Origin of the sequence: Dolichospermum sp. DET69 (assembly GCA_017355425.1) — a bacterium.
Lineage (GTDB): Bacteria > Cyanobacteriota > Cyanobacteriia > Cyanobacteriales > Nostocaceae > Dolichospermum.
Genome location: CP070233.1, coordinates 1,075,677 through 1,101,498 on the forward strand (window position 1 = coordinate 1,075,677; position 25,822 = coordinate 1,101,498).

At 35.6% G+C, this 25,822-nt stretch carries 27 protein-coding genes and 1 tRNA gene; 14 read left to right on the forward strand and 14 right to left on the reverse strand.

Features of this window, described 5'->3' with window-relative positions; genetic code table 11:
* Positions 1-9 precede the first annotated feature (9 nt).
* From EZY12_05235 to EZY12_05260, 6 genes are all read left to right on the forward strand, one after another.
* Positions 10-384 (forward strand): cytochrome c, encoded by a 375-nt coding sequence (locus EZY12_05235; GenBank protein ID QSX70522.1) that lies wholly within the window; start codon positions 10-12, stop codon positions 382-384.
* Between the two features lie 133 nt (positions 385-517).
* Positions 518-745 carry a hypothetical protein gene (locus tag EZY12_05240; GenBank protein QSX69075.1) on the forward strand — a complete coding sequence of 76 codons (228 nt, stop codon included), beginning with the start codon at positions 518-520 and terminating at the stop codon, positions 743-745.
* Positions 746-1,052: 307 nt separating this feature from the next.
* Entirely contained in the window at positions 1,053-3,833 is a 2,781-nt protein-coding gene (secA, locus tag EZY12_05245) for a preprotein translocase subunit SecA (protein QSX69076.1), read from the forward strand.
* Positions 3,834-4,172: 339 nt separating this feature from the next.
* Positions 4,173-4,415 carry a type II toxin-antitoxin system Phd/YefM family antitoxin gene (locus tag EZY12_05250; GenBank protein ID QSX69077.1) on the forward strand — a complete coding sequence of 81 codons (243 nt, stop codon included), beginning with the start codon at positions 4,173-4,175 and terminating at the stop codon, positions 4,413-4,415.
* An 8-nt stretch (positions 4,416-4,423) separates the two neighbouring features.
* Positions 4,424-4,663, forward strand: a complete 240-nt coding sequence (locus tag EZY12_05255; GenBank protein QSX70523.1) for a UPF0175 family protein — start codon at positions 4,424-4,426, stop codon at positions 4,661-4,663.
* Between the two features lie 5 nt (positions 4,664-4,668).
* Positions 4,669-5,154, forward strand: coding sequence for a DUF3368 domain-containing protein (locus tag EZY12_05260; GenBank protein ID QSX69078.1), 486 nt, complete (start codon positions 4,669-4,671; stop codon positions 5,152-5,154).
* Positions 5,155-5,198: 44 nt separating this feature from the next.
* Here EZY12_05260 and EZY12_05265 read toward each other — a convergent pair whose 3' ends face one another.
* Positions 5,199-5,459, reverse strand: coding sequence for an AbrB/MazE/SpoVT family DNA-binding domain-containing protein (locus tag EZY12_05265; protein ID QSX69079.1), 261 nt, complete (start codon positions 5,457-5,459; stop codon positions 5,199-5,201).
* Positions 5,460-5,654: 195 nt separating this feature from the next.
* Between EZY12_05265 and EZY12_05270 the strand changes: the two genes are divergently transcribed.
* Entirely contained in the window at positions 5,655-6,317 is a 663-nt protein-coding gene (locus tag EZY12_05270) for a hypothetical protein (protein QSX69080.1), read from the forward strand.
* A 135-nt stretch (positions 6,318-6,452) separates the two neighbouring features.
* Positions 6,453-6,650 carry a hypothetical protein gene (locus EZY12_05275; GenBank protein ID QSX69081.1) on the forward strand — a complete coding sequence of 66 codons (198 nt, stop codon included), beginning with the start codon at positions 6,453-6,455 and terminating at the stop codon, positions 6,648-6,650.
* A gap of 9 nt (positions 6,651-6,659) precedes the next feature.
* Here the strand turns inward: EZY12_05275 and EZY12_05280 are convergent, their stop codons facing one another.
* On the reverse strand, positions 6,660-7,790 hold the full coding sequence (locus tag EZY12_05280) for a radical SAM protein (protein ID QSX69082.1): 1,131 nt from the start codon (positions 7,788-7,790) through the stop codon (positions 6,660-6,662).
* Between the two features lie 87 nt (positions 7,791-7,877).
* Positions 7,878-8,531 carry a hypothetical protein gene (locus EZY12_05285; protein ID QSX69083.1) on the reverse strand — a complete coding sequence of 218 codons (654 nt, stop codon included), beginning with the start codon at positions 8,529-8,531 and terminating at the stop codon, positions 7,878-7,880.
* A 436-nt stretch (positions 8,532-8,967) separates the two neighbouring features.
* Here EZY12_05285 and EZY12_05290 point away from each other — a divergent pair, with 436 nt between their 5' ends.
* On the forward strand, positions 8,968-9,738 hold the full coding sequence (locus tag EZY12_05290; protein ID QSX69084.1) for an RNA methyltransferase: 771 nt from the start codon (positions 8,968-8,970) through the stop codon (positions 9,736-9,738).
* Between the two features lie 12 nt (positions 9,739-9,750).
* Here the strand turns inward: EZY12_05290 and EZY12_05295 are convergent.
* Positions 9,751-9,823 (reverse strand) — tRNA-Ile (locus EZY12_05295).
* A gap of 562 nt (positions 9,824-10,385) precedes the next feature.
* Here EZY12_05295 and EZY12_05300 point away from each other — a divergent pair.
* Positions 10,386-11,081 (forward strand): hypothetical protein, encoded by a 696-nt coding sequence (locus tag EZY12_05300; GenBank protein ID QSX69085.1) that lies wholly within the window; start codon positions 10,386-10,388, stop codon positions 11,079-11,081.
* 54 nt (positions 11,082-11,135) lie between these two features.
* Positions 11,136-12,482: an HlyC/CorC family transporter gene (locus tag EZY12_05305; protein ID QSX69086.1), complete on the forward strand. Its 1,347-nt coding sequence runs from the start codon at positions 11,136-11,138 to the stop codon at positions 12,480-12,482.
* 117 nt (positions 12,483-12,599) lie between these two features.
* Here the strand turns inward: EZY12_05305 and EZY12_05310 are convergent, their stop codons facing one another.
* The 9 genes from EZY12_05310 to queC form a co-directional block, all read right to left on the reverse strand.
* Positions 12,600-13,550 (reverse strand): DUF4351 domain-containing protein, encoded by a 951-nt coding sequence (locus EZY12_05310; protein ID QSX69087.1) that lies wholly within the window; start codon positions 13,548-13,550, stop codon positions 12,600-12,602.
* A 311-nt stretch (positions 13,551-13,861) separates the two neighbouring features.
* On the reverse strand, positions 13,862-14,284 hold the full coding sequence (locus EZY12_05315; protein ID QSX69088.1) for a type II toxin-antitoxin system VapC family toxin: 423 nt from the start codon (positions 14,282-14,284) through the stop codon (positions 13,862-13,864).
* Positions 14,281-14,502 carry a hypothetical protein gene (locus tag EZY12_05320; GenBank protein QSX69089.1) on the reverse strand — a complete coding sequence of 74 codons (222 nt, stop codon included), beginning with the start codon at positions 14,500-14,502 and terminating at the stop codon, positions 14,281-14,283. The genes EZY12_05315 and EZY12_05320 overlap by 4 nt, the downstream gene beginning before the upstream one ends.
* 362 nt (positions 14,503-14,864) lie before the next feature.
* Positions 14,865-15,791, reverse strand: coding sequence for a DUF4351 domain-containing protein (locus EZY12_05325; protein ID QSX69090.1), 927 nt, complete (start codon positions 15,789-15,791; stop codon positions 14,865-14,867).
* 80 nt (positions 15,792-15,871) lie between these two features.
* On the reverse strand, positions 15,872-16,858 hold the full coding sequence (locus tag EZY12_05330; protein ID QSX69091.1) for a DUF4351 domain-containing protein: 987 nt from the start codon (positions 16,856-16,858) through the stop codon (positions 15,872-15,874).
* 65 nt (positions 16,859-16,923) lie between these two features.
* A complete protein-coding gene (locus EZY12_05335; GenBank protein QSX70524.1) occupies positions 16,924-17,481 on the reverse strand; it encodes a hypothetical protein in 558 nt (185 codons plus the stop codon).
* A gap of 27 nt (positions 17,482-17,508) precedes the next feature.
* On the reverse strand, positions 17,509-18,585 hold the full coding sequence (locus EZY12_05340; protein QSX69092.1) for a 50S ribosome-binding GTPase: 1,077 nt from the start codon (positions 18,583-18,585) through the stop codon (positions 17,509-17,511).
* A 21-nt stretch (positions 18,586-18,606) separates the two neighbouring features.
* Positions 18,607-20,730, reverse strand: a complete 2,124-nt coding sequence (locus tag EZY12_05345) for a 50S ribosome-binding GTPase (GenBank protein ID QSX69093.1) — start codon at positions 20,728-20,730, stop codon at positions 18,607-18,609.
* Positions 20,731-20,847: 117 nt separating this feature from the next.
* Complete coding sequence (queC, locus tag EZY12_05350; GenBank protein ID QSX69094.1) at positions 20,848-21,531, reverse strand: 7-cyano-7-deazaguanine synthase QueC; 684 nt, start codon at positions 21,529-21,531, stop codon at positions 20,848-20,850.
* 548 nt (positions 21,532-22,079) lie between these two features.
* On the opposite strand from queC, the gene EZY12_05355 reads away from it, so the two are divergent.
* From EZY12_05355 to EZY12_05365, 3 genes are all read left to right on the forward strand, one after another.
* Entirely contained in the window at positions 22,080-23,162 is a 1,083-nt protein-coding gene (locus EZY12_05355; protein ID QSX69095.1) for a Gfo/Idh/MocA family oxidoreductase, read from the forward strand.
* A gap of 234 nt (positions 23,163-23,396) precedes the next feature.
* Positions 23,397-24,551, forward strand: coding sequence for a ParM/StbA family protein (locus EZY12_05360; protein QSX69096.1), 1,155 nt, complete (start codon positions 23,397-23,399; stop codon positions 24,549-24,551).
* 8 nt (positions 24,552-24,559) lie between these two features.
* Positions 24,560-25,027 (forward strand): plasmid segregation centromere-binding protein ParR, encoded by a 468-nt coding sequence (locus tag EZY12_05365; GenBank protein QSX69097.1) that lies wholly within the window; start codon positions 24,560-24,562, stop codon positions 25,025-25,027.
* Between the two features lie 162 nt (positions 25,028-25,189).
* Here the strand turns inward: EZY12_05365 and EZY12_05370 are convergent, their stop codons facing one another.
* On the reverse strand, positions 25,190-25,771 hold the full coding sequence (locus tag EZY12_05370) for a CPBP family intramembrane metalloprotease (protein ID QSX69098.1): 582 nt from the start codon (positions 25,769-25,771) through the stop codon (positions 25,190-25,192).
* Positions 25,772-25,822: the final 51 nt, after the last annotated feature.

The window sequence follows — 25,822 nt, forward strand, 5'->3', positions numbered from 1 at the left end:
GCAACCCTTTTGGATAACCAGCTAATCAAACCTGAAACTCTGATTCAACAGATCGTTATCTTTGCCGTAGCGATGCTGATAGCCACGCCTTTAATCCTTTTTGGCATTGAGATGGTAAAAGCCTCTGATCCTTATGTCAAAAGTGTTCTCTCCCATCAGGGAAACCCTGTACAGGGAAAAGCTATTTTCCAAATTAACTGTGCTGGCTGTCATGGTTTAGAAGCAAACGGCCTAGTCGGTCCAAGCTTGCATGAAATCTCCAAATATAAATCCCGCTATGGGCTGATTCATCAAGTAACTAGCGGTGAAACTCCTCCCATGCCCAAATTCCAGCCCAGTGTCCAAGAAATGGCAGACCTTTTAAGCTACTTAGAAAGCCTGTAAATTTTTGTGCATAATGACTATAAATATCCTAAAAATACTGATATTTTAAATGTCGAGATGGTTCATAGAACATCTTTATAGGATTTCTCTTATAAAAAACCGTTTCTCAACGCAAAAATAAATTGAGAACCCTATGTCAAATCTAGTTAAAGGTAAATCCCATCGTCGACTAAAACGCCAACTACTCATCGTCATGTTGGTGATTTTCGCTTGGAGTGTGGCTATGGGCTGGATATTGGGATTAGCCACTAGTGCCCACAGTGCAAATTCTGCGGACTCAGTTGGTACTATTAATGTCGGATCCGCACAACACCAACTAGGACTTGATAAGTATAATTTTCGCAGCCTCACTCCAGAGTGAGAGTAGGGAGGCAGGGGAAAAGATTTTTCCTACCCATTACCCATTACCCATTACCTATTACCTATGATCTCTTTTAACTTCTTCCTGGTTCTAAGGGCAAAATGATACGATAAAGCAGTTCACCCATTAAAATAATAATTAAAACCAATCCTTCTTTAAAATGATTGGGTTATTTTCATTATGTTTTTGAGTAAATGCTCATTTTCCACCCATCCATCCACAAAACGGCTGGGTTGCATTAAATGTCTATAATCATATAGCCAAAGCTTAAATATCCATCCTCCTTGATTTAATTCTATAAACTGCCATGCTAAAACTTTTGTTGGGCGATCCCAACGCTCGTAAACTTAAAAAATACCAACCTTACATTACAGAAATTAACCTCTTAGAGGAAGACATTAAGCCACTGTCTGATGAACAGTTAAAAGCTAAAACCGTCGAGTTTAAACAAAGGTTAGCCAATGGCGAAACACTAGATGATATTTTACCTGAAGCCTTTGCTGTTGTTAGAGAATCAGGGCGGCGGGTGCTAGGGTTGCGGCACTTTGATGTTCAATTACAGGGTGGTATAATTCTGCATACTGGGCAAATTGCAGAAATGAAAACCGGTGAAGGGAAAACTTTAGTAGCTACTTTACCAAGTTATTTAAATGCCCTGACAGGTAAAGGTGTTCACGTAATTACCGTTAATGATTACCTGGCACGTCGGGACGCGGAATGGATGGGTCAGGTACATCGGTTCTTGGGGTTAAGTGTGGGGCTAATTCAGTCCACTATGACCCCCAGTGAACGCCAAAAAAACTATCAGTGTGATATTACCTATGTCACCAACAGCGAGATTGGCTTTGATTATCTCCGGGATAATATGTCTACTTCCATGGCTGAGGTGGTGCAACGTCCCTTTAATTTCTGTGTTATTGACGAGGTAGACTCGATTTTAGTTGATGAGGCACGGACTCCATTAATTATTTCTGGTCAGGTGGAAAGACCGACAGAAAAATACTTACAAGCAGCGGAAATTGCGTTTGCGCTCAAAAATGAGGAGCATTACGAAGTTAATGAGAAGGATCGTAACGTTCTTTTGACGGATGAGGGTTTTGCCGAATCGGAAAATCAGTTGGGTGTAACAGATTTATTTGACCCGGAAGACCCTTGGGCGCATTTTATGTTTAATGCGATTAAAGCCAAGGAATTGTTCCTCAAGGATGTGAATTATATTGTCCGCAATGATGAAGTTGTGATTGTGGATGAATTTACAGGTCGGGTATTACCTGGACGACGTTGGAGTGATGGTTTACACCAAGCTATTGAAGCCAAGGAACACGTAGAAATTCAGCCAGAAACCCAAACTTTGGCAACAATTACCTATCAAAACTTGTTTTTGCTTTATCCCAAGTTAGGGGGAATGACAGGAACTGCAAAAACGGAAGAGGTAGAGTTTGAGAAGATATACAAACGGGAAGTGACGATTATTCCCACTAATCAGGTTAGAAGACGGGAAGACTTGTCTGATATGGTGTTTAAGACTGAACCAGGTAAGTGGGGAGCGATCGCTAAAGAATGTGCCGAAATGCACGAAAATGGTAGACCTGTGTTAGTGGGTACAACTAGCGTCGAAAAATCTGAACTTCTTAGCCGACTCCTCAAGGAAATGAACATTCCCCACGAGTTACTGAACGCTAGACCAGAAAACGTGGAACGGGAAGCGGAAATTATTGCTCAAGCTGGACGCAGTGGTGCTGTAACTATCGCTACCAATATGGCAGGACGGGGTACAGATATCATTCTCGGTGGTAACTCTGAGTATATGGCGCGGTTAAAACTCCGGGAATATTTTATGCCCCGCATTGTTAGCCCTGAAGATGATGAATTTGGTGTACAACGGGCTTCTGGACTACCTATGGCTGGTAGTGGTGGTGGTCAAGGTTTTGTTCCTGGGAAAAAGGTAAAAACTTGGCGGGCTTCTCCAGAAATTTTCCCCACCAACTTAAAAAAAGAGACAGAACAGTTGTTGAAAGAATCCGTAGAAGTAGCTGTAAAGGCTTATGGTGAGCGGAGTTTATCAGAACTGGATGCAGAGGAAAAGGTAGCGGTAGCCGCAGAAAAAGCCCCTACTGATGACCCGGTAATTCAGAAATTGCGGTCAGCCTACCAGCAAGTTAAGCATGAATATGAAGAATTTACGACCACTGAACATGATGATGTGGTAGGTAGAGGTGGTTTGCACGTTATTGGTACAGAACGTCACGAATCACGACGGATTGACAACCAGTTGCGCGGACGGGCGGGCAGACAAGGCGACCCCGGAACGACAAGATTCTTCCTCAGTTTAGAGGATAACCTATTACGCATATTTGGGGGCGATCGCGTTGCGGGCTTGATGAATGCTTTCCAAGTGGAAGAAGATATGCCCATTGAGTCGGGGATGTTAACCCGCAGTTTGGAAGGCGCACAGAAGAAGGTAGAAACCTATTACTACGACATCCGTAAACAGGTGTTTGAGTATGACGAGGTGATGAATAACCAACGTCGGGCTATCTATGCAGAACGTCGCCGGGTGTTGGAAGGTCAAGACTTGAAGGAACAGGTAATTAAATACGCGGAAAAAACGATGGACGACATCGTTGATTATTACATTAACCCTGATTTACCTTCGGAAGAATGGGAGTTAGAAAAGTTGGTGGATAAGGTGAAGGAGTTTGTTTACCTGTTGGCTGATATGCAGTCTGTCCAGTTGGAGGACATGGTAATGATGGAGATTAAAGCTTTCCTCCATGAACAAGCGCGAATTGCCTACGATATGAAGGAAGCGCAAATTGACCAAATTCAACCGGGTTTAATGCGTCAAGCGGAACGGTTCTTTATTCTCCAACGCATAGATACTTTGTGGCGGGAACATTTGCAACAAATGGATGCTTTGCGTGAGTCGGTTGGTTTGCGTGGTTATGGTCAAAAGGACCCGCTGATTGAGTATAAGAGTGAGGGTTATGAGTTGTTCCTGGATATGATGGTGAATATCCGCCGTGATGTGGTTTATTCTCTGTTTATGTTCCAGCCTCAAGCGCAGCAAACTGCTGAGATGGTTTAAGGATTTTTTCTCGCTACAGACGCAGAGAGGGTTTTCTGCGTCTTTGTTTTATGTTCATGAAAAGCTCACCCAATCTCTCTTAGAGGATGTTTGAAAAGTTTTTAATGTATAAATAAACCCCTCTTGTAAACCTCTCCCCGAAGCGGGGAGAGGCTTTGAAACCCCCCTTCCCAGCCTTCGGCACGCTGCGCTAACGTAGGGAAGGGGGGCAGGGGGGTTAGGTTTTTGGAGATTATCGGTTTCATCTAATACTTTTCAAACAACCTCTTAGAGATCCCGTAGGGTAGGCGCAAAGGAAGAAAGATATTTGAGTTAGGATAAGAGGAAAGGGGATATTTTATGATTTATCTTTCTGCTACTGAAGTTAAACAAAATTTTGCCGAATTTTTAGATCAAGCTCAGAAAGAACCTGTTACTATTCAAGGTCAAGAGCAAGATTTAGTGGTTGTGCTGTCTGTTGTGGAATATCAAAAAATTAAGGGGTTATTAAAGGCAGAGTTTCAGCATTTTTGTGATCAAGTTGGGAAAGCTGCTGAAGCTAAAGATATGACTGAAGAAATGCTTAATGAGATTCTTAAATGAGTAAATTTGTGAGTTCGATTAATTTACAATTATCACCTGATTCTTTAAGTCAGGGTGAGTCGGCTATTCGTCAGGATTTAGCTTTACAGTTATATGCACAGAATATTTTTACTTTTGGTCAAGCGCGACGTTTGGCTAATTTATCTGTTTGGGAATTTCAGCAGCTTTTAGGACAAAGGAAAATTGAACGACATTATAATGAATTTGATTTATTGGAAGATGTTAAGACTATTCAAGAAGGTTTTTAATAATTGTGACTGTTATTTGTAATGCTACACCTCTAATTAACTTTGCTGCTATCAATCGTCTAGATATTTTGAAGGAGGTGTTTGGACAAGTTATAATTCCCCAAGCTGTTTATGATGAAACAACAGTTTCAGGATTTTTTTGGTCACAATTTATTTTACAAGCAGTTACTTCTGAATGGCTACAAGTTCGCACTATCTCAAATATAGACCCTATTATTTCCCCCGAACTAGATGATGGAGAACGAGAAGCTATTGCTTTAACTCTTGAAATGGGTATACATAAAATTCTCTTAGATGAACGGGATGCTCGTAAAGTAGCTCAAAGTATAGGATTACGATTAATTGGTACTCTTGGTATTCTTTTATTAGCCAAAGAAAAACATATTATTCCTGAAATAAAACCGTTACTTGATGCGATGATTGATGTGGCTCAATATTGGGTAAATCAGAATCTGTATGAACAAGTTCTAAGGCAGACAGGAGAGCTATAAAATAATAATATCAAGATTAACTAAATAAACATCAAATCTGTTAATTACCATTGCCATTCAGCTTTATCCCATTCTGTTGTATTGATCTTATCTAATAGGACATCATCTTGTTTTTCTGCCATTTCTGTAAATGCTTTTTCCCAACCTTTTCTTATTTGTGTAACTGGGCGAATAATCAGATGATTTCCTTTAACTTCTATTTCTACTTCTGAGTTAATTCCGCTTTGTTCTAATAGGGTTTTGGGAATGCGTAAACCTTGAGAATTGCCGATTTTGACTATTCGGGTTTTAATTGCTTTACCCATTTTATTTTTTGGGGATAGTTTGGTAGTTACATTGTAATTACAAGAATAGGAATAGTCAAGTATACGGGTATAAGTGATGGTATAAAACTCAGAAATGGGTTAAGATTTTATTAATCTTCTAGACGTGGAAATACGGAGAGTTTTTTGGCTGTTTATGTTATACTACTTTCAAAAACTACCTTATCTAATCAAATAATGGAAATTATACTCAGCACTAACCAACGATTGTTGTATGAAAAAATAATAACTAGAAAAGTATTGCGGTCAATTAAATTTCTTATAAACAAGAGGGATAGGATAAATACCATCAGCGATATATATGATTTTGTGGACAATATAACCAACCATCCAACACAGGATTTAAAGGCATTTGAAGTTAATCTTAACCTTGTCAGTTTGAAAATAGCAGAAATTTTGTGGATCAAAGAAATCTTTATTAGCAGAAATATTATTGAATCATTATTATTTTCATTAATCAAAGATCCTCATGTTAATAATCCTATTGAAAAATTTTTGTACCTCATTGAAGATTATGGTTTACATAGACCAGGACTTGTTATTTATCCTATTCATTCATTTGGTATACTCGGTTTAGGTTATGCTCGTTTTTTCACAAAAAGTAAAGCATATTTTTTATTGGAGGATGCAGGTATAGCAATTACGCCTCAGTCAAATTCTAAAGAAGTTGTTTATTCATTACTAGAAGAAATTCCCTTTAAAATGGGAATTCAAGAAAAAGTGCCTATAGATTCCATAGAACATTATACAAGAAGTCGTTCTCTAGGATGGTTAACTAACAATCCATTGTTATTTGTCAGGGTGAACATTTTTAAGGGAGGATACTATGAAAATCAGTGATTATAAACTAGATATATTATAATTAAATTATCAGTCAAGAGTCCTGACTTTTTCAAATCATGTTAGCAATGTCTACCCTTGACTGACTTTTATTTTCCAATAACATAGTATTTAACAATGCTAGGAAAAAATATTATGACTACATCTATTGCTGACCAAGTTATTGAACAATTAAAAATCATGCCTCAAGACTTGCAATATCAAGTCCTAGAATTTGCCCGCAATTTGACAAGTTCAAAAATCAAAGGTGTTCCCGGTAAACAATTACTGCGTTTTGCAGGTTCAATACCCAAAGAAGACTTACAGCTAATGAGTGAAGCAATAGAAGATTAATCAATAAACTTATCCCACCAAAACTGGTGATTTATACAGTTCAAATATTGATTGACTATCAGGTGAATTCCTGATTTCATCTATCATAAATTCAATCATCGTTTTAGCAATTGAGCATTGCAAAATACCCGCAGAATCGTAAACTCTCTCACTAGGAATTGCTTCAGTAATTGCAATCTGATTGCACTTGCGATCAAATTGACAACTGCGACAAACTTCTCCTCTTTGTATCCGATTATTGGTAACATTGGCAAAAGCCAGAGATTGAAAAATTTCGCTCACTGTTTGTTGAAAAATATTACCCATTAAACCTTCTGGTAAATAAGCATCACCATGAGGATAAACATCACCATTAGTATTCACAATCCAAGCCCAATCATGAATGTAGGGATTATAAATGTCAATTGTAGAGTTGACTAAATATCTCACTGCTGCTTGAAAATACTCATTAAGTGGTTGCACAGTAATATTAGAAATTTGGTTAAATTGAGCTTTTGCAACTAGTTTCAAAGCATTAATTGTTTGCTGATAAGTTAATAATAAATGACTCATTCTTGCAGGAACAATTTCCCGACTGCTATGAATAGGTAAAATTCGATAATCTATTCCTAATTCATTATAAAACTGATAAGTTTGCACTGCTTTATCTACATTTAGCGCGTGCAGAACAGAAATTCCACCAACGGGAATTTTTCGATCTAATAAAATTTGTAAATTATCTAAAACCTGATCTTGAGAAACTTTACCAGCAATATCAAGTCGCTGTTCTCCAAATACATCTAAGGAAAATCCTAGATGTATTTCTAGTTCTTCCAATAAATCTAAGGTTTTAGAGGATATTTTAAATAAATTACTCTGAACAGTAGTTCTCGTATCAATCCCATTATTAGTAAAATATTTATCTCTGAGTTGACAAATTGCTCGAAGGTAATTATGGGGTAATAAAAGTGCTTCACCTCCATGAAAAATGAGAGATAAGGGAAAGTTTTTTTGTTGCTTAATTATATAAGCTGCCATATTTTTGAAAAAAAACTCTATTTCCTCTAAAGACATCCGATCTTTATTTGCTAGTTCATCATATTCATAGCAATATGTACATCTTAAATTACATAATTTGCTCAATTTCATAATTAGGTGCATTATTTTAAATTCCTTAATTTCGTAATATATAGTGGGTTTTATATAATCGTTATAGAGACATTATAGGGAACGTCTCTACATAATTTTTTATCGTTGAATTTGTTGAATTTGTTGAAGTTTTAGTTCTTGTTGATTAATCTTTTGTAAGGTGTCACGCACTACTGAATTAGGTAAGGTACGTTGCACATTAGTAAATCTAGAATCTATTGCACTACCGCGTGACCAATCTTTCCAACCTCCTTGGTCTGTCCATGAAGATTGATCCCATGAACCATCAGCAGCAGCAGGATTTTTCTTCCCTAAATCAAATATAGCCTGATTGATGACTTTGCCTTGAGCGACTTCAATAATTAAATTGTTGGAAAGTTTGTATTGACCATCAGGTGCAATTGTTTTTTTGCCATTTTTATCAACAACAAATATCTGTTTACTATCAATTAGAATTGTTTCTGCACCTAATTGATTAGCTAATTTTTGATCTTTAACAACAATCAAATCATATTGCTTAGTTGTACGCAATTGACGGATTTGTCTCAATTTTACGGAATTTTGGGCTATTGGATTGGGACTTGCTGACGCTACGGGAATTAAGTATTGATCTAAGCTGCTTAATAGTTGGTTTGCTAAACCACTTTGAGTAGTTAATGGGATAAAAGCAGTTAAAATTAGGGCTGTTTGTCCTAATTTTTGTCTAGTTATATGGTGATCTTTTTTGTTGCTATTATTATCTTGAATAGACATGGTATATCTCCTCAGTGTGTTAAAGTAAATACAAGGATAAAAGAGATCAATGAAAATACTAAATTCAGAAATTATGAACTGTTTTACATCTATTATCAGCACAAAATATTCGTATTCACAGATATATTCATGCTGAAAATAGCCGTACAAAAATACAGCGTTTACGTAAGATTCAAGTCAACTTGATACTAAGAAAATGCTTATGCAGTAGGGGTTTTGCTAAACCTTGGTGACAGGACTAGTGGACTTTTGAAAAAGTTCCCATGTAAAAGTTAAAATGGTTTTTGAACCGGGTTAAAAAAGTTAAGTATGACTATACTATGGCAAAAATCACTCTAAAAGTATCAGAGAAACTATCTCAACCACTAGCAGAAATAGATAATAAACGGATTAAATATTGAATTATGATGATTAAAGCCAGTAAAAATAAATAAGTATGACAGAAAATATTGATATAAAAGCCAGTTGTAACAACGTAATTATAGTATTGGTAGAACCAGCCGGTCCATTGAATGTCGGTTCAGTGGCCAGAGTTATGAAAAATTTTGGCTTATCTAAATTAATATTAGTCAATCCTCAATGCGATCGCTCATCTTCTGATGCTATAAAAATGGCAGTTCATGGCAAAGACATTTTAGAATCTGCGGTCATAGTAAACACATTACCAGAAGCATTGCAGGGGTGTGTCCGGGCCATTGCTACCTTTGGCCGTGAATACAGTGGACAAAAACCCCTAGAAACACCCCGCATGGCTTTACCCTGGTTATTAGCAGAAACCCAAAAGCCCGTAGCTTTAATTTTTGGTAGGGAAGATAGAGGATTAACCAATGAAGAATTAAATTATGCCCACAAATTAGTTTTTATTCCCACCAATCCAGAATATCCATCTTTGAATTTAGCGACTGCGGTTTCTATTTGTTGTTATGAATTGTCACAATCTACGGATTTATTTATAGATAAAAATATACCTGCTTCAGAAGTTGCTCCTTTAGATGCTATGGAAGCTTATTATCAACAATTGGAATCTCTATTGCTTTCCATTGGTTATCTTTATCCCCATACCGCAGCTAGTCGCATGGAAAAGTTTCGCCACCTGTATAATCGGGCTTATTTACAAACTGATGAAGTAGGAATGTTACGAGGGATTTTACGGCAGGTAGAATGGGCAATTAATAGGCAAAAACCTGAAAAGGGTGATCATAGCTAGAATTTGGCAAAGTGCGCCCTGCTGGAATCGAACCAGCCTGAAGACGAATTATGAGTTCGTTGCCTCCCCAATCGGCCAAAGGCGCTTATTTACTTGGATTTTAACCTTGTATTTCCAGTTTAGTCATTGATTTATGACTTTACTTTAACTACAGTACACTATTGTACCATAATTTGGCAACCTATAAACAATTATCAAGAACATTTCTAGAACTTTATCCCCTATCACGGGTATGGGTGGTAAATTTTGCTAGGATTAACAAGGCCAAATTCAAAAATCCCTAGTAGCATATATAGTAACTAAATCTAAATTTCTATTCCCTAGTCACTGACTCAACCCTAAAGGGATTGAGCTTGCAAAGAACAAACTTTGCAACGTAAGCAGCGACTAGCTCACTGAGACTAATCCTGATACGCACTTCCAAATACTTCCCCAGTTTGGATTATCTGCAAGGCTGTTTGTTCAGTCGTTGGTTAAAGACAAGACATTTTGGATTAGTTGGGCGAGGGGACTTAAACGGGTTTGCTGATTCCTGGGATTATATCCATTCAAAAATCAGCATTTAAATACCACAGTGAATAAATTCACTCGTGTTGCTTCCCTCTCAGAGCTAAAGCCACTGAGTTTCCCACATACCGCGAGGTCTTATGAAAATAAATACTACTGTACTACTAACCTTAATTTTGTTAACTCTGATGTTGGGAGCCGGTTCTGCGAGTGGTTTTTTAGGCTTTACCTTAGGAAGTATGGCACTTAAGGGTGTCACTACACCAGATGGTCGTCCTGCAACTAAATTTAAAAGCAGCAAGGCTAATAACCCCCAGGAGGAAAGTGTAGCTTTTTTAAAAGAAGAAGATATTCTCAAAGTTGTGAAATCACGAATTAACGACAAAAACAAAGGTAATAAACCAGACAAATCAGAAGAAGAAGAGATTAAAATTACCAAGCCCCAGCCAAAGGAAAAACCCGTAGTAGAAGAAACTTCTCAACCAGGATTTCCTGTGACTGCTGAAAGTGAAGGTGTAACTATGTCTGTAAAATCTATTCGCTATTCTGGTGGTGATTTACTACTAAAAGTGAATATGCAGAATAAAGGTAGTGATTCTGTGCGGTTTCTCTATAGCTTTTTAGATATTACCGACGATAAAGGCCGAACCTTGAGCGCAATTACAGAAGGTTTACCCGCAGAACTTCCCGCAAAAGGTGCGGAATTTAAAGGTACAATCAGCATTCCTACCGCTTTACTTGATGATGTTAAACAGATATCTCTGTCTTTGACTGATTATCCTGCTCAAAAACTCAAGTTACAATTGTCTGATATTCCTGTAGAAAAAGGTAATTAAGATTCGCTTCTGGATTTTCTTCTCCCGGTATCAAATTCTAAACTATCTTAGACAGTGAGTGCTTTTTCTACCTTAAGTTGGACAGATACGGGACTACGATTGTGTAGCGTGCTAGTGTTGATTGCTATCAATGCTTTTTTTGTGACGGCGGAGTTTTCAATGGTGACAGTGCGACGAACTCGGATCCAACAGTTAGTGCAAGCTGGGGATATTCGAGCGATCGCTGTGGAAACATTACAACGTAGTATTGATAGACTACTATCTACAGCCCAACTAGGTATCACCCTTTCTAGTTTGGCACTGGGTTGGATTGGAGAAGGGACAATTGCTGTATTAGTAGAAAAATGGCTGCATTCCTGGCCTTTACCGTTGAGAATGAATTACTTACTAGCTCATTCTTTATCAGTCCCTATTGCCTTTTTTGCCATTGCTTACTTACAAATTGTCTTAGGAGAATTGTGTCCAAAATCGGTAGCAATGTTGTATTCAGAACATCTAGCTAGGCTTTTGGGTCCATCAGTTAAATCAATAGTCCGTTTTTTCAGTCCTTTTATCTGGGTTCTTAACCAGTCAACCCACTGGCTTTTACGATTGTTTGGAGTTGAATATACAGGTCAAAGTTGGCGGCCGCCAGTGACACCCGAAGAATTACAATTAATTATCTCTACAGAACGGGAATCTTCAGGTTTAGAAAATGCCGAACGAGAATTATTAAATAATGTTTTTGAGTTTGGGGATATTACCGCTGAAGACATCATGATTCCTCGGACTAGTATTATTGGTATTCCCATAACTGCCAGTTTTCATACATTACTTGAGGAAATAGCATCTACTGGCCACTCTCGGTATCCTATCATTGGCGAATCGTTAGACGATATTCGGGGAATAGTTTATTTTCAAGATTTAGCACCACCTTTAGCTTTAGGAAAAATCACCCCAGAGACAGAAATTCAACCGTGGATGCGTCCGCCCCGATTTGTACCAGAACAAACTCTTTTAAGTGAACTTTTGCCAATGATGCAGCAAGAGAAACCCGCTATGGTGATGGTAGTTAATGAATTTGGGGGAACTGTAGGACTGGTAACTATTCAAGATATTATTGCTGAGATTATTGGTCATGCAGGTGAACTTGACAGCAGCAATGATTTACTGATCCAAATGGTAGACCAACAGACGTTTTTAATTCAAGCGCAAATTAATTTAGAAGAAGTTAATCAAGTCTTACATCTCAATTTACCCTTAACTAGAGAATATCAAACTTTGGGGGGATTTTTGCTTTATCAATGTCAAAAAATTCCGAATAAGGGTGAAATATTTAATTATGACAATCTTGAATTTACTGTTATATCGGTTTTTGGTCCACGTCTTCACCAAATTCAAATTAGGGTTTTAGATTCTTAGAGTTAAGTGAAAAATTAATTTTTTTTGTCAGAATCAGGATTTACAGGATTTTAAGATTTACAGGATGTTTATTGGGTATACTGTTCAAGTGATAAAAAGTTGTTTAGACAATAATTTTCATACATCTTCTAACCACTTTTGCAAATCGTCTATAGTATCTAAATCGAATATTTCCTCTCCTAAAGATTCAATTATTTCTAAATTTAAACTTCTAATTCTGGTTTCTAATTCCATCCCAATGCTGCCAAATTTTCTATTAATTTGACGGATAATTAAATTTTTTTCTCTTTCAATTCCTCTTTCAATTCCCCTTTCGATTCCTTGTTCAATTCCTTGTTCAATTCCTTGTTCCATCCAAGTAGTAACTATTTGCATAACTTTTTCCTTTTCTTTTGGTATAAATGAACTTACTTCGGCTTCAAATGTCTGTTCTTCTATTTTATTCAATCTCAAATATGTGTCAATAAACCCTGATATCAATTGCATTTTTGCTGGGTTTAGTTTTAATGTCACTAATAACCTTAAACATTCTGCTTTTACTTTTGGCCTATCTGCTGGTTCTATGTTCATTTTTGACATTAACGCAGATGCTACTGGATTTTGACTATTTAAAAAATCTCTCCAGTTGAGACGATTTAGTTGTACTACTTGATAATTAAATTTTAGCACTTCTAAATCAGGAAAGTTAATTTCATAGTTATTAACTGCTACTTTTTTCGGTACATCATAAGAAAATATAACGATAGGATATACTGGTAAGTCAAATTTTTGGTGTAATTTAGCAAAGTAGTTAAATAGCCTTTTATTGAATTTTGATTTTGCACCAGATTCTGCTTCAATATGAACTAGAAAGTAAAAAGGTTTACCTAAAAATTTTACTTTAGCTACTAAATCGGCTTCATGTTTATCTCCTGTTGTCACATCGGTAAATAGTTCTTTATCTAATAATGTAACTGAGTTGGTGTCTAGATATGTCAGAACTTGGGGAAAGAAGAGTTCTATAAATTCTATAAAAAACGTGGATATTAATTCTTTAAATAAGCGATCATGATCTATACTTTCGGTCATGTTTTTGTCAGAATTAGGATTCACGGGATGTTTATTAGTGACGATATTCTGTATTTTGTCTGATAGCGTAGCGTGGCGCAAGCCATATCAGGATTTACAGGATTTTAAGATTTACAGGATGTTTATTGGGTATACTGTTCAAATGATAAAATCTTGAGAATAAAAGTCTATTAATCACCTATTTTTAATATATAGGAATCATAACTGATATTTGAAAAATTTTAAGTAGTGTAGCAACGCCCACCGGATAAGGATTTTGGTGGGCATTGCCCACCCTACGTATATTTCATAAATTGCTTTGAAAATAATTTTCAGTTTTCAAAAGGATTAAAAACTAAAATGTCTATTCCTTTAAAATCTTTTGTATTACGAGTAACTAAAGTATAGCTATGATATTTGGTTGTAGCAGCAATCAGAGAATCTAATGGTGGTAACTTTCTGCCTTTTTTCTCTAATTCTCCTAGTAATTCTCCCCATAATAAAATTACTGATAAGTCTATGGTTAAAATTCTTTCCTCAAATCCCATCAATAATTCATTCTCAAACCATGCTTGAATATTCTTTTTTCGTAAAGATTCAGGAAGTTTTTCAATTCCTTTTCTAATTTCTCCCATAGTGATTACACTCAGAAAAAGATTTTCGGGATCTAATCTTTGAAGCCACTCAATTACTTGTTTATTAGGTTGTTTAGCGATCAATTCAGAGACAATATTTGTATCTAAAATATATTTCATAACTCTATGTTGCGGTTATCAAAGTCTTTTTGACGTTCTAAATCTAAATCCGCACCAACCAGAGGAGAATTCTGTAAGCATTCTACTAAGTTTTTTGATTTGGTTTTCCGTGGCTGATTTTCTATTTGTCTGCTTAAATAAGAGATTAATTCAATCTTTTCCTCTGTGGTTAAATTATCCACTTCTTTTAAGAATATCTCCAAAGTTAAATTGCTCATTTTAATTTCCCTTTTGTAACAGCATCAAAATTGATTTCCTCTTTCTCTCTATTATAATATATTTCTATGATTAATACCTTTAAAGGATCAAGAATACGTCTTATTTCTTTTTCATGAGCAGTCAGTAGGGCTGGATATACAAATCAACTCATAATAATACCAATATTAAATTTCATGATCTTCAATGTCTGATGATCAATTAAAAAATTAATTTTTTTTGTCAGAAATGGCCATAGCTTGCGTGACGACGTAGGAGTCATACGCCTCCCGTCAGGAATACGAGATTTACAGAATGTGAAGATTGACAGAATGTTTGTTGGGTATACTGTTCAAATGATAAAAAGTTATTTAGCCAATAATTTTCACACATCTTCTAACCACTTTTGCAAATCGTCTATAGTATCTAAATCGAATATTTCCTCTCCTAAAGATTCAATTATTTCTAAATTTAAACTTCTAATTCTGGTTTCTAATTCCATACCAATGTTGCCAAATTTTCTATTAATTTGACGGAGAATTAAATTTTTTTCTCTTTCAATTCCTCTTTCAATTCCTTGTTCAATTCCTTGTTCCATCCAACTAGTCACTATTTGCATAACCTTCTCCTTTTCTTTGGGTATAAATGAACTTACTTCGGCTGCAAATGTCTGTTCTTCTATTTTATTCAATCTCAAATATGTGTCAATAAACCCTGATATCAATTGCATTTTTGCTGGGTTGAGTTTTAATGTCACTAATAACCTTAAACATTCTGCTTTTACTTTTGGTCTATCTGCTGGTTCTATGTTCATTTTTGACATTAACGCAGATGCTACTGGATTTTGACTATTTAAAAAATCTCTCCAGTTGAGACGATTTAGTTGTACTACTTGATAATTAAATTTTAGCACTTCTAAATCAGGAAAGTTAATTTCATAGTTATTAACTGCTACTTTTTTCGGTACATCATAAGAAAATATAACGATAGGATATACTGGTAAGTCAAATTTTTGGTGTAATTTAGCAAAGTAGTTAAATAGCCTTTTATTGAATTTTGATTTGGCACCAGATTCTGCTTCAATATGAACTAGAAAGTAAAAAGGTTTACCTAAAAATTTTACTTTAGCTACTAAATCGGCTTCATGTTTATCTCCTGTTGTCACATCGGTAAATAGTTCTTTATCTAATAATGTAACTGAGTTGGTATCCAGATATTTCAGAACTTGGGGAAAGAAGAGTTCTATAAATTCTATGAAAAACGTGGATATTAATTCTTTAAATAAGCGATCATGATCTATGTTTTGAATCATTTTGTTGTCTACATCAGGATTTACAGGATGTTTATTGCATATATTTTTCAAGTGATAAAAAGTTGTTTAGTTAATAATTTTTACACATCTTCTAACCACTTTTGCAAATCGTCTATAGTATCTAAATCAAATATTTCTTCTCCTAAAGATTCAATTATTTCTAAATTTAAACTTCTAATTCTGGTTTCTAATTCCATCCCAATGTTGCCAAATTTTCTATTAATTTGACGGAGAATTAATTTTTTTTCTCTTTCAATTCCTCTTTCAATTCCTCTTTCAATTCCTTGTTCAATTCCTCTTTCAATTCCTTGTTCAATTCCTCTTTCAATTCCTTGTTCAATTCCTTGTTCCATCCAACTAGTCACTATTTGCATAACTTTCTCCTTTTCCTTGGGTATAAATGAACTTACTTCGGCTGCAAATGTCTGTTCTTCTATTTTATTCAATCTCAAATATGTGTCAATGAACCCTGATATCAATTGCATTTTTGCTGGGTTGAGTTTTAAGGTCACTAATAACCTTAAACATTCTGCTTTTACTTTTGGCCTATCTGCTGGTTCTATGTTCATTTTTGACATTAATGCAGATGCTACTGGATTTTGACTATTTAAAAAATCTCTCCAGTTGAGACGATTTAGTTGTACTACTTGATAATTAAATTTTAGCACTTCTAAATCAGGAAAGTTAATTTCATAGTTATTAACTGCTACTTTTTTGGGTGTATGGTATGAAAATATAACGATAGGATATACTGGTAAGTCAAATTTTTGGTGTAATTTAGCAAAGTAGTTAAATAGCCTTTTATTGAATTTTGATTTGGCACCAGATTCTGCTTCAATATGAACTAAAAAGTAAAAAGATTTACCTAAAAATTTTACTTTAGCTACTAAGTCGGCTTCATGTTTATCTCCTGTTGTCACATCGGTAAATAGTTCTTTATCTAATAATGTAACTGAGTTGGTATCCAGATATTTCAGAACTTGGGGAAAGAAGAGTTCTATAAATTCTATGAAAAACGTGGATATTAATTCTTTAAATAAGCGATCATGATCTATACTTTCGGTCATGTTTTTGTCTGAATCAGGATTTAAGGATTTATAGGATGTTTATTGTCAATATTACTTGAAAGTCACTACTTGAGCAATCTCTTAATCTCCTGCTTTATCTCCTGACGTTTATTTTCAATTTGAGTTAATATCTCATGTTTAGACTGGTCAAAATTTCTCAATTCTTGCTGATTATTTTCAATATCATTTAATTCCTTATTATAGAAACTTATAGCTTCTTCAATGTTTAATTCATACTCTTTTAGCATTTCTTCAGCTACCTTGGCAAACTCTTTTCTTACATGGTTTCTAGCATTACGTAGCTGACGTTGATTTTCTTGATCATCGTATTCTTCTTTTGCTGTCATAGCTGCATCAAATAAGACACCAGCACCAGCAATAAATGGTCCTAAACCTTTAATGAATTTAGCACCATTAACAGCACCCCAAGGTTTAAATTTAAAACCCAGAAATTTTCCTATATTATAAACTAAATCTCTGGATACTTTGGATGATAATTTCCCAAGTTCTTCCAAGATTTTACCACCTTGTTTTTCTAATATTGATTTTCCAAATTTATCAACAATATTTGGATCATTAATCCTCTTACCATCTACTAAATTAATAGTTATTTCCCTATCAATAGTTTTACCTAATGGAGAGTTTTGTAATTATTCTAATTTATATTGAAGGGTTGTTAATTCTTCTTCTAAAGCAGCTTGAATTTTTCCTATAGTTTTCTCTGACAAAGTAGTAATTTCTTGTGTGACTTTTTCTATTTCTACTTTAATTTCTTCCTTCGTATGGTATCCATCAATCATACTAGCTATTTTTTCACCTAGCATGATCACTTCATATTTAAGTTTAGCTAATTCAGAACGATAAGCGTTTCTCGCTCTAGTTTGAGATGCTTGTATTATGTTTTTTTTGCGTCGTAATATCTCTAATAAATCACGAGTTGTTTTATCACCTGTACTTAAAAAGTTTAGTGATTTCTCTAGAGTATCAACAGCACGATGTAAAGGAGTAACTAATTTAGCAGAAAGTTCATTTTTTTGAATTAGCTTTTGCAGAGAATCAAGAAAATCATTAAAATTAGATTTAGTTTGTAAAGATTGCTGATATTTAATATATTTAGGATCTTTGGATTTGAGGTAGGAATCAGCATCAATAAAACAGGTGTAAAATTGTTGAGGATAAAATGATTCTATAACTTGTGTAATTGTTGATAATAAATCTTGGGGACTTCCTGATTCACGACTCATTTTATTAACTACTAACACCATTTGGCAAACTCTTTGCATTTGGTTAGCTACTGTTTGGAAAAATGCTGCACCTTGGGGATTAAATAGTTCATTGGGAACGACAAACACCAATAAATCACATTTAGAAATTCTTTCTAGAGTAATATCATCATGTTCTGTATTACCTGCATAAATTCCTGGTGTATCTAATAGTAATACATCTTGCCAAGCATATTCTGTAACTTTATCAGTACATATTTCTGCACTAATTCTCACACTTCCATCTCCAGTTAAGGCTTTAATTAAGGTAGATTTACCAGCATTGTACTGTCCAATAAAAGCAATAGATAGTTTTTTCTGTTGTTGATATTCTTCCCAGAAGTCTTGAAAATTATCAACTAATTTTTTAACTTCATCTTCTGTCCGAACTTCTAAAATATCTATTGTTTCTTGGCAAAGTTGGCTAACTTTTTGGGATTTAGCATTAAATTGAAAACTTGACATTGTTTTATTCTCCTTGGGTAATTATTTCAATTTTTCAACATCTTTTTGCATTTGTTGCTTTATTTTTGCAATTTCATGGCAACTCTCATCTAATTTTTGAATTATTTCCGACAATCCCTGATTATATATTGTCATTGGAGAAACTACTTTAGTCTCATATTCAATTATATTCTTAAACAATGAATCTTGATAGGCTTTTATAGTTATCTCTCTTTTTTGTTTCACCTGTTGTTTCAGTGAATATTTTTCTTCTTTAATATCCTTTTTGTTATTTTTATCCTCATCTGCTTTTTTCCTGTCACCAGCAACACTCGTACCTATACTAGCAACAGTAGTAACTATCCCTGCTCCAACAACCCACCCTCCTGGATTCCACCAATTTGCTGCTACAAAAAGTGCTGCACCCACAGCACCAATACCTACACCAACCCATTTTATTAACTTTCCTGTATCATCTTTGGTAATGTTACTAAAATTCATTTCCATATCAATCTGAATATTTTTCAAATCATATTCATATTCCTGTTCAAATTCCTGAAATTTTTCTCCTAAATCTGAAAATATTGACTCTATGCAAGATTTCATAATTTCTTCAATATTTTTTTCATTAACTATTCCTTTCCATGCTCTCTGTCTTCCATTGATATCTATATCTGAATAATTATCAACAAAATTACCTATTTGATTTTCAATCAGATCATATAAAGAGTCACATTTATCTTTGATTTTTCTATCACCTTCTTTTTTGACTTCTGCAAATATCTCTTCTATCTCTCCTTGTTTCTGTTTCATGAATTTCAACTGAACAGATAACAGAGATTTGTGAACAGTTAATTTTTGATTAGTTAAATCTATAAAATATTCCAAGCTACCAGCAAAACTTGATAAGCGTAAATCTCGACCATTTGTATAAATTTGATAGGCAATTAAAGAATATAATTCCTCTATTTTACTTAACTCCCAAAGCTGACTACTATACTCTTGATATTCTGCTTGCGTACTTAAAAAACCAGATTGAGCATGAATAGGAACTATATCTACATTATCTAAATTCAAATGTTCCTTAATGTGACTTTGAATATGATTTTTATGTTGTGATAACCTATTTTCATCAAATACCATTTCTGGAATATCAAGGAACATTTCTAAATCTTCTAAGTTATTAGCAATATCATGTTTAATATTGAGAATCACAGCAAAATATTTATTGATTTGTTGCAATTGTGCCATTGCTTGAAATTCACCAGGTTGTACAGAATCATCACTGGTTAAAAACAAAACGATATCAGACTGATCAATAATATCATTAGCTTTTTGTGTATCATCATCACCTTGATAAGCCTCAATTCCAGGTGTATCCAGTAACCGTAAACCTTGCCAAGAATATTCTGTTACATCTCTGGTTGTACGTTGTGAACCTTTACCAATTGTGCTACCATTACCGCGAGTTAGTGTTTCTCGTAAGGTACTTTTACCAGCTTTAGTTCTGCCAAATAAAGCAACTGTAAAATTTTTTAGCTGTTTTCTTTTCTTATCTAAAGAAATAACTAAATCTTCTAAACTATCTTCCGATATTTTTTTAATATCAGATTGAATTTTTTTGAGAGTCTCTGCAAATTGGAATTGTTCAGAACCTTTGATTTTCAAAATTTCATGGCTAACAGCTTCAAGGTCGTTATTAAGTTGTGTAATTACTATTTCTATTTTCTTTGTATATCTAATACTGAGATTATAAGTAGATTTAGCTGTCTTTGAACAGTTTTTTAATGCCTCTTCAAATTCAGCTTGAGATACTTTAACTTTTGGGATTTCTACTTGATAATTAGATGTATTTCCGTGATTTTCATATTTGTTAGATTGAGAATAATTATAGTTATTTTTTGGAAATAAATCAAAACTATGATACCAATTTGGATCAAAAGTTTTGATTTGTTTTCCGTAAATTTTTACACTCTTAATAGGTGTTAGGTTTAAATGGGCTATTTCTCTCATGATAACTGGTAACAGTTGATCTTTTTTTGTAACTGCTACTGACTCCAGGGCTATTTTGAGACAATCATTTTTAACAGAGACTTTGGCAATAATGCCGTCAAAAGTTAAGGATTGGTTAAGACTATGAGCAATATCATCTGGATTAATCTGCATAAATCAGTGATTTTTATACTAAGCAACTGAGTGGTAATCATAATATAATTACTTAGTCAAAGCAAGTAGATTTCATAAAACGAATAGGTGCGTTAACACCTAATACTTTTAAATCCCCTAACCCACTTCAGCATAAGCAACAGGATCTTTTAACCCCAATTCAGCAAAAGCTGCTAACCGCAACTGACAAGAATCACAGACACCACAAGCCACATCATCACCAGCATAACAAGACCAAGTGAGATGCCAAGGCACACCTAATTGATTACCAAGTTGGATAATTTCTGTCTTCTTCAAATTAATTAAAGGGGCAATAATTTCAATTGCTTGTCCCTCACGTCCTTGTTTTGTTCCCAGACGGAAAACTTCCTGCATAGCTTCAATATAATCAGGACGACAATCTGGATAGCCAGAATAATCTAGGGCATTAACACCAATGTATACTCTTTCCGCTGCGATCGCTTCCGCATAGCCCAAAGCAAAACTTAAAAAGATCGTATTCCGCGCTGGAACATAGGTAACAGGTATATTATCTGCCATTTCATCTAAAGAGCGCTCTTGCGGCAAATCAATCTGATCATCTGTCAGCGCAGAACCACCCCACTGTCGTAAATCAAAATTAACTACTTGATGTTGAACAACCCCAGCCACTTTTCCAACCATCAAAGCAGAATTTAATTCTTTTTGATGTCGCTGTTGATAATCAAAAGAGATAGCATAACATTCACAGCCCTCAGCCTTTGCTTGATAAAGAACAGTTGAAGAGTCTAAGCCACCAGATAAGAGAATTACAGCTTTCATATCAAAATCGGAAATGAAAAGGAATTTTAGCAATTAGCAATTCTTCACAAATTACATCCAAAAGATGGGAAAATCAACAAAATGACCCAAACAAAAATTAAATATATCTAAAAACTCTTAGAAATGAGAACATTAATTGTATAAATCGTCCAAAACATTATACTCTGAGTATTAACTATGTGATAACTTGTAATTTTACTTATAGAAAGGGTAATTGATTTACCACTATAAAAACCAGGTATTGATTAGATTTAGTTAATTCCCTAAATACGTACCTGATAATTCCTACTAAAAAGTTATCAAAGTTACAAAGTCAACCTAAGAAAACACATAATTTTTCTCATAAATGAATAAAACAGGATAATTAATAACTATTGACCGAAAAGATAATCCAGATGGGGGGAACAGAACCCAAACTTTGAAATTCTTCATAAAGATAATCACTATGTTACCATCTGGATGGTTTAAGACAAATCAAACCTGGCGTTTAAGTATAAAGGCCAACGACCTTAGCGTCTCTAAATTTGGTGGTTGAGGAGAGAACAATAGTGCAAGATAGCATATCAGTGTCAGAACCAAATCTATATTCACAGCGCAGCCAGCCGCACCTTATCCGTATCGGCGTGATTGGTGTTGGTAATATGGGACAACATCATACCCGCATCCTGAGTTCCATGAAAGATGTGGAACTAGTCGGCGTTTCCGATATTAACGTCGAACGTGGTTTAGAAACTGCCAGCAAATACAAAGTCCGGTTTTTTGAAGACTACTGCGACTTACTACCCCATGTAGATGCAATTTGTGTTGCAGTACCTACACGGCTACACTATGCAGTGGGTATCAACTGTTTGTTAGCAGGAATCCATGTTTTAATTGAAAAACCGATAGCGGCTAGTATTTCTGAAGCAGAATCTTTAGTTAATGCCGCGGCAGAATCCCAGTGTATTTTGCAAGTTGGTCACATTGAGCGATTCAATCCCGCTTTTAGGGAACTTACCCAAGTTCTCAAAACCGAGGAAGTCTTGGCTTTAGAATCTCACCGCATGAGTCCTTATTCAGCGCGGGCGAATGATGTTTCCGTAGTGCTGGATTTAATGATCCATGACATTGATTTGCTGCTAGAATTAGCTGCCTCACCAGTGGTAAAGTTGACTGCTAGTGGGACTCGTTCTTTAGACTCAGGTTATTTAGATTATGTAACTGCGACCCTGGGCTTTGCCAATGGTGTTGTTGCCACACTGACAGCCAGCAAAGTTACTCACCGGAAAATTCGTCGCTTAGTTGCTCATTGTAAAAATTCATTTACAGAAGCAGATTTTCTCACTAATGAGATTTTTGTACATCGCCAAACCCCTGTTAATCCGCTCATTGACCATCAAAAAGTCTTATATAGACAAGATGGTTTAATCGAAAAGGTTTATACAACTAATGTTCAACCTCTCAGTGCAGAGTTAGAGCATTTTGTCAACTGCGTCCGTGGTGGCAATCAACCTTCTGTAGGTGGTGAACAAGCTCTCAAAGCCCTGCGCTTGGCAAGTTTAATTGAGCAAATGGCTTTAGAAGAAAGAGTTTGGAATCCCTTGGAATGGTCTTCCGAATCCAGAGTCCAATCTTTGACATCAACCATTTAGCAAAAACTGACAGTGAGGGAAATTAATGGTTTTTCCCCACTATTAAAAATAGTAATTGGTGATTAGTGATTTTTCTACTATTCTGATTCCTGAACTCCTAACCTTAACCAAAAAACTTTTTCAGTCAGTCTTATGAATTTTGACGTATTTCTAGTTACACTTAACCCAACCTAAAATTTTTGTAGCTCACCTTTTTATAAGATGAGCATAATAACTTGTTACAGAGGAGCTTTCATGACAGATCAACCCCCCGTCGCTAATCCAATGAATGCCGCTGCCATTCCCATGAACCGAAACCCAGCAGCTTCCGCAGCCACACCCATGAATTCTGGAAATTCTGGAAAACCAAGCAATATTGGCGGTAAAGTTATTCTCAGTGTTGATCTAGGCAGAACATCTACAAAGACTTGTGTAAGCCGTGAACCCAATAATGTGGCTTTCATCCCTTCTAATGTTAAGCAAACATCAATTGAGCAAATTCGCGGTGGTGTCTTTGAAGCTAAGGCTACTGACCCACTAATGGATTTGTGGCTAGAGTATCAAGGTAGTGGCTATGCTGTAGGGCAACTAGCCGCCGATTTTGGGGCAAATCTTGGCGTTGGTCAATCTAAAGTAGAAGATGCCCTGGTAAAAGTATTATCATCTGCCGGGTATTTTAAGCTTAAAGATGAAATTTTTGTGGTTCTAGGTCTGCCTTTCTTATCTTTGGAACAATTTGAAAAAGAAAAGGCACAGTTAACTAGCTTGGTAACTGGACCCCATGTATTGAATTTTCGAGGTGAATCCATAACTTTGAACATTGCCAAAGTCTGGATAATGCCCGAAGGATATGGTAGTTTACTGTGGTCAGAAACTCAACCTAACAAAGCAGTAACAGCTCCCGATTTTACGAAAATATCTGTAGGGATTGTTGATATCGGTCATCAAACCATTGATATGATCATGGTGGATAATTTCCGCTTTGCCAGAGCCGCTTCTAAGAGTGAAGACTTTGGGATGAGCAAATTTTATGAAATGGTAGCTAAGGAAATAGATGGCGCTGATAGTCAATCTTTAGCATTAATTTCTGCGGTTAATAAACCCAAAGGCGAACGCTTTTACCGTCCTAAAGGCGCTAGTAAGCCGACTAATTTAGATGATTTTCTCCCTAATCTGACAGAGCAGTTTTCACGGGACATTTGCTCTCGCGTGTTAGCGTGGTTGCCAGAGCGGGTAACTGATGTGATTATTACAGGTGGTGGTGGAGAGTTTTTCTGGGAAGATGTTCAACGTCTCCTCAAAGAAGCTAAAATCAACGCTTACTTAGCTGTACCTTCTCGACAGGCTAATGCTTTGGGGCAGTATATTTACGGAGAAGCGCAATTATCTGCTGCTGTTCGTGCTAGGTAATAAAACTGATGTTCCAATGGTCAAAGAAGGTAGTCAAATCCGTTACGTTCAATCCAGACATTGCTGATGAAAGCTTGTTAGCGCAGGTGGAAAACTATTTGGAGGAACAGCCAGATAAAACTTTCAGTGATCTGTGTAAAGAGTCTCTCTGGAAACTCTTGTGTGTTCCAGAACCCGTACAACTAGCTTCTAAGACAGCAAATATAACTATGGTTGAACAAAGAATCGGTGAGATACAAAATCAAATGGTTGGGTTTGAGGAACGTCTTTTTGCTAGGGAGTCTCATCGTTTGGAAGCGATAGAAAGTCAAATGTTGCAACTTACTCAACAAGTTGCAAAGTTAGCAATCATTCTCAATCAGCAACCACTTACCTATATTCCTCCTGATAGCGTAGTGCAAGCTATACCAGAACCAGAACCTCAAGAAATAGACCCTATAATTGATCGTATTGGTCAGTTTCTTGATGATTTCTAAGAAAAAACTCGGTTTTTCTGTGTTTTTACTTTGAATAAAGTACCCTAAATCCCACCCATAACCCATTTCGGCGTTATTGGTGGGATATTTTGTTTAAAATTCAAAAAAATCTCCCCCTGTCTAGGAATTGCTAATCTAACTTTCTGATTTCCTGACTTCTATCTAAAATTTTTGGATTTTCCATAAATAGCTGGATAGCAAATTTGTCACGATATGAGCAATAATAGGTACTAATAAGTTGCCACTGAATAGGGCGCTGTAACCTAAAATAATTCCAATAATAGTTGCCCAAATTACATAAGGCCATTGTTGGGGACTGCTAAGATGTAGGACTCCAAAACAAAGACTTGATACTATCACAGCGGTATGATCTCCACCTAAAGCGGGTAGCATTACACCTCGAAATAATAATTCTTCACTTAAACCTGGTAGTAATCCTAACCAAATTAAATCTGGTAAGGCTAGAGGTTTGAGAACCATTTCTAAATAATAATCAGCACTTTTGCGATAGGAAGGGGAAAGGCGATAAGCTAAACCACTTAATATAGTAATGATTAGACCTAAACCAATTCCTAGTAATAAATCTTGTTCGTGCCATTGCCACTTAAAGAGGATAATATTACCCCAGCGTAACCATAGTTTGGCAACTATCCAGAGAATAATTGCTGTTACACCCATTGCTACTAAGACTTGGGTGCGTGTTAGGTAAGGAATTTCTGGTTCTTGATTTCGTTGTTGAATCACTGGATTTTAAATAATGTAATGGGTAATTGGTAATTGGTAATGACTAATGAC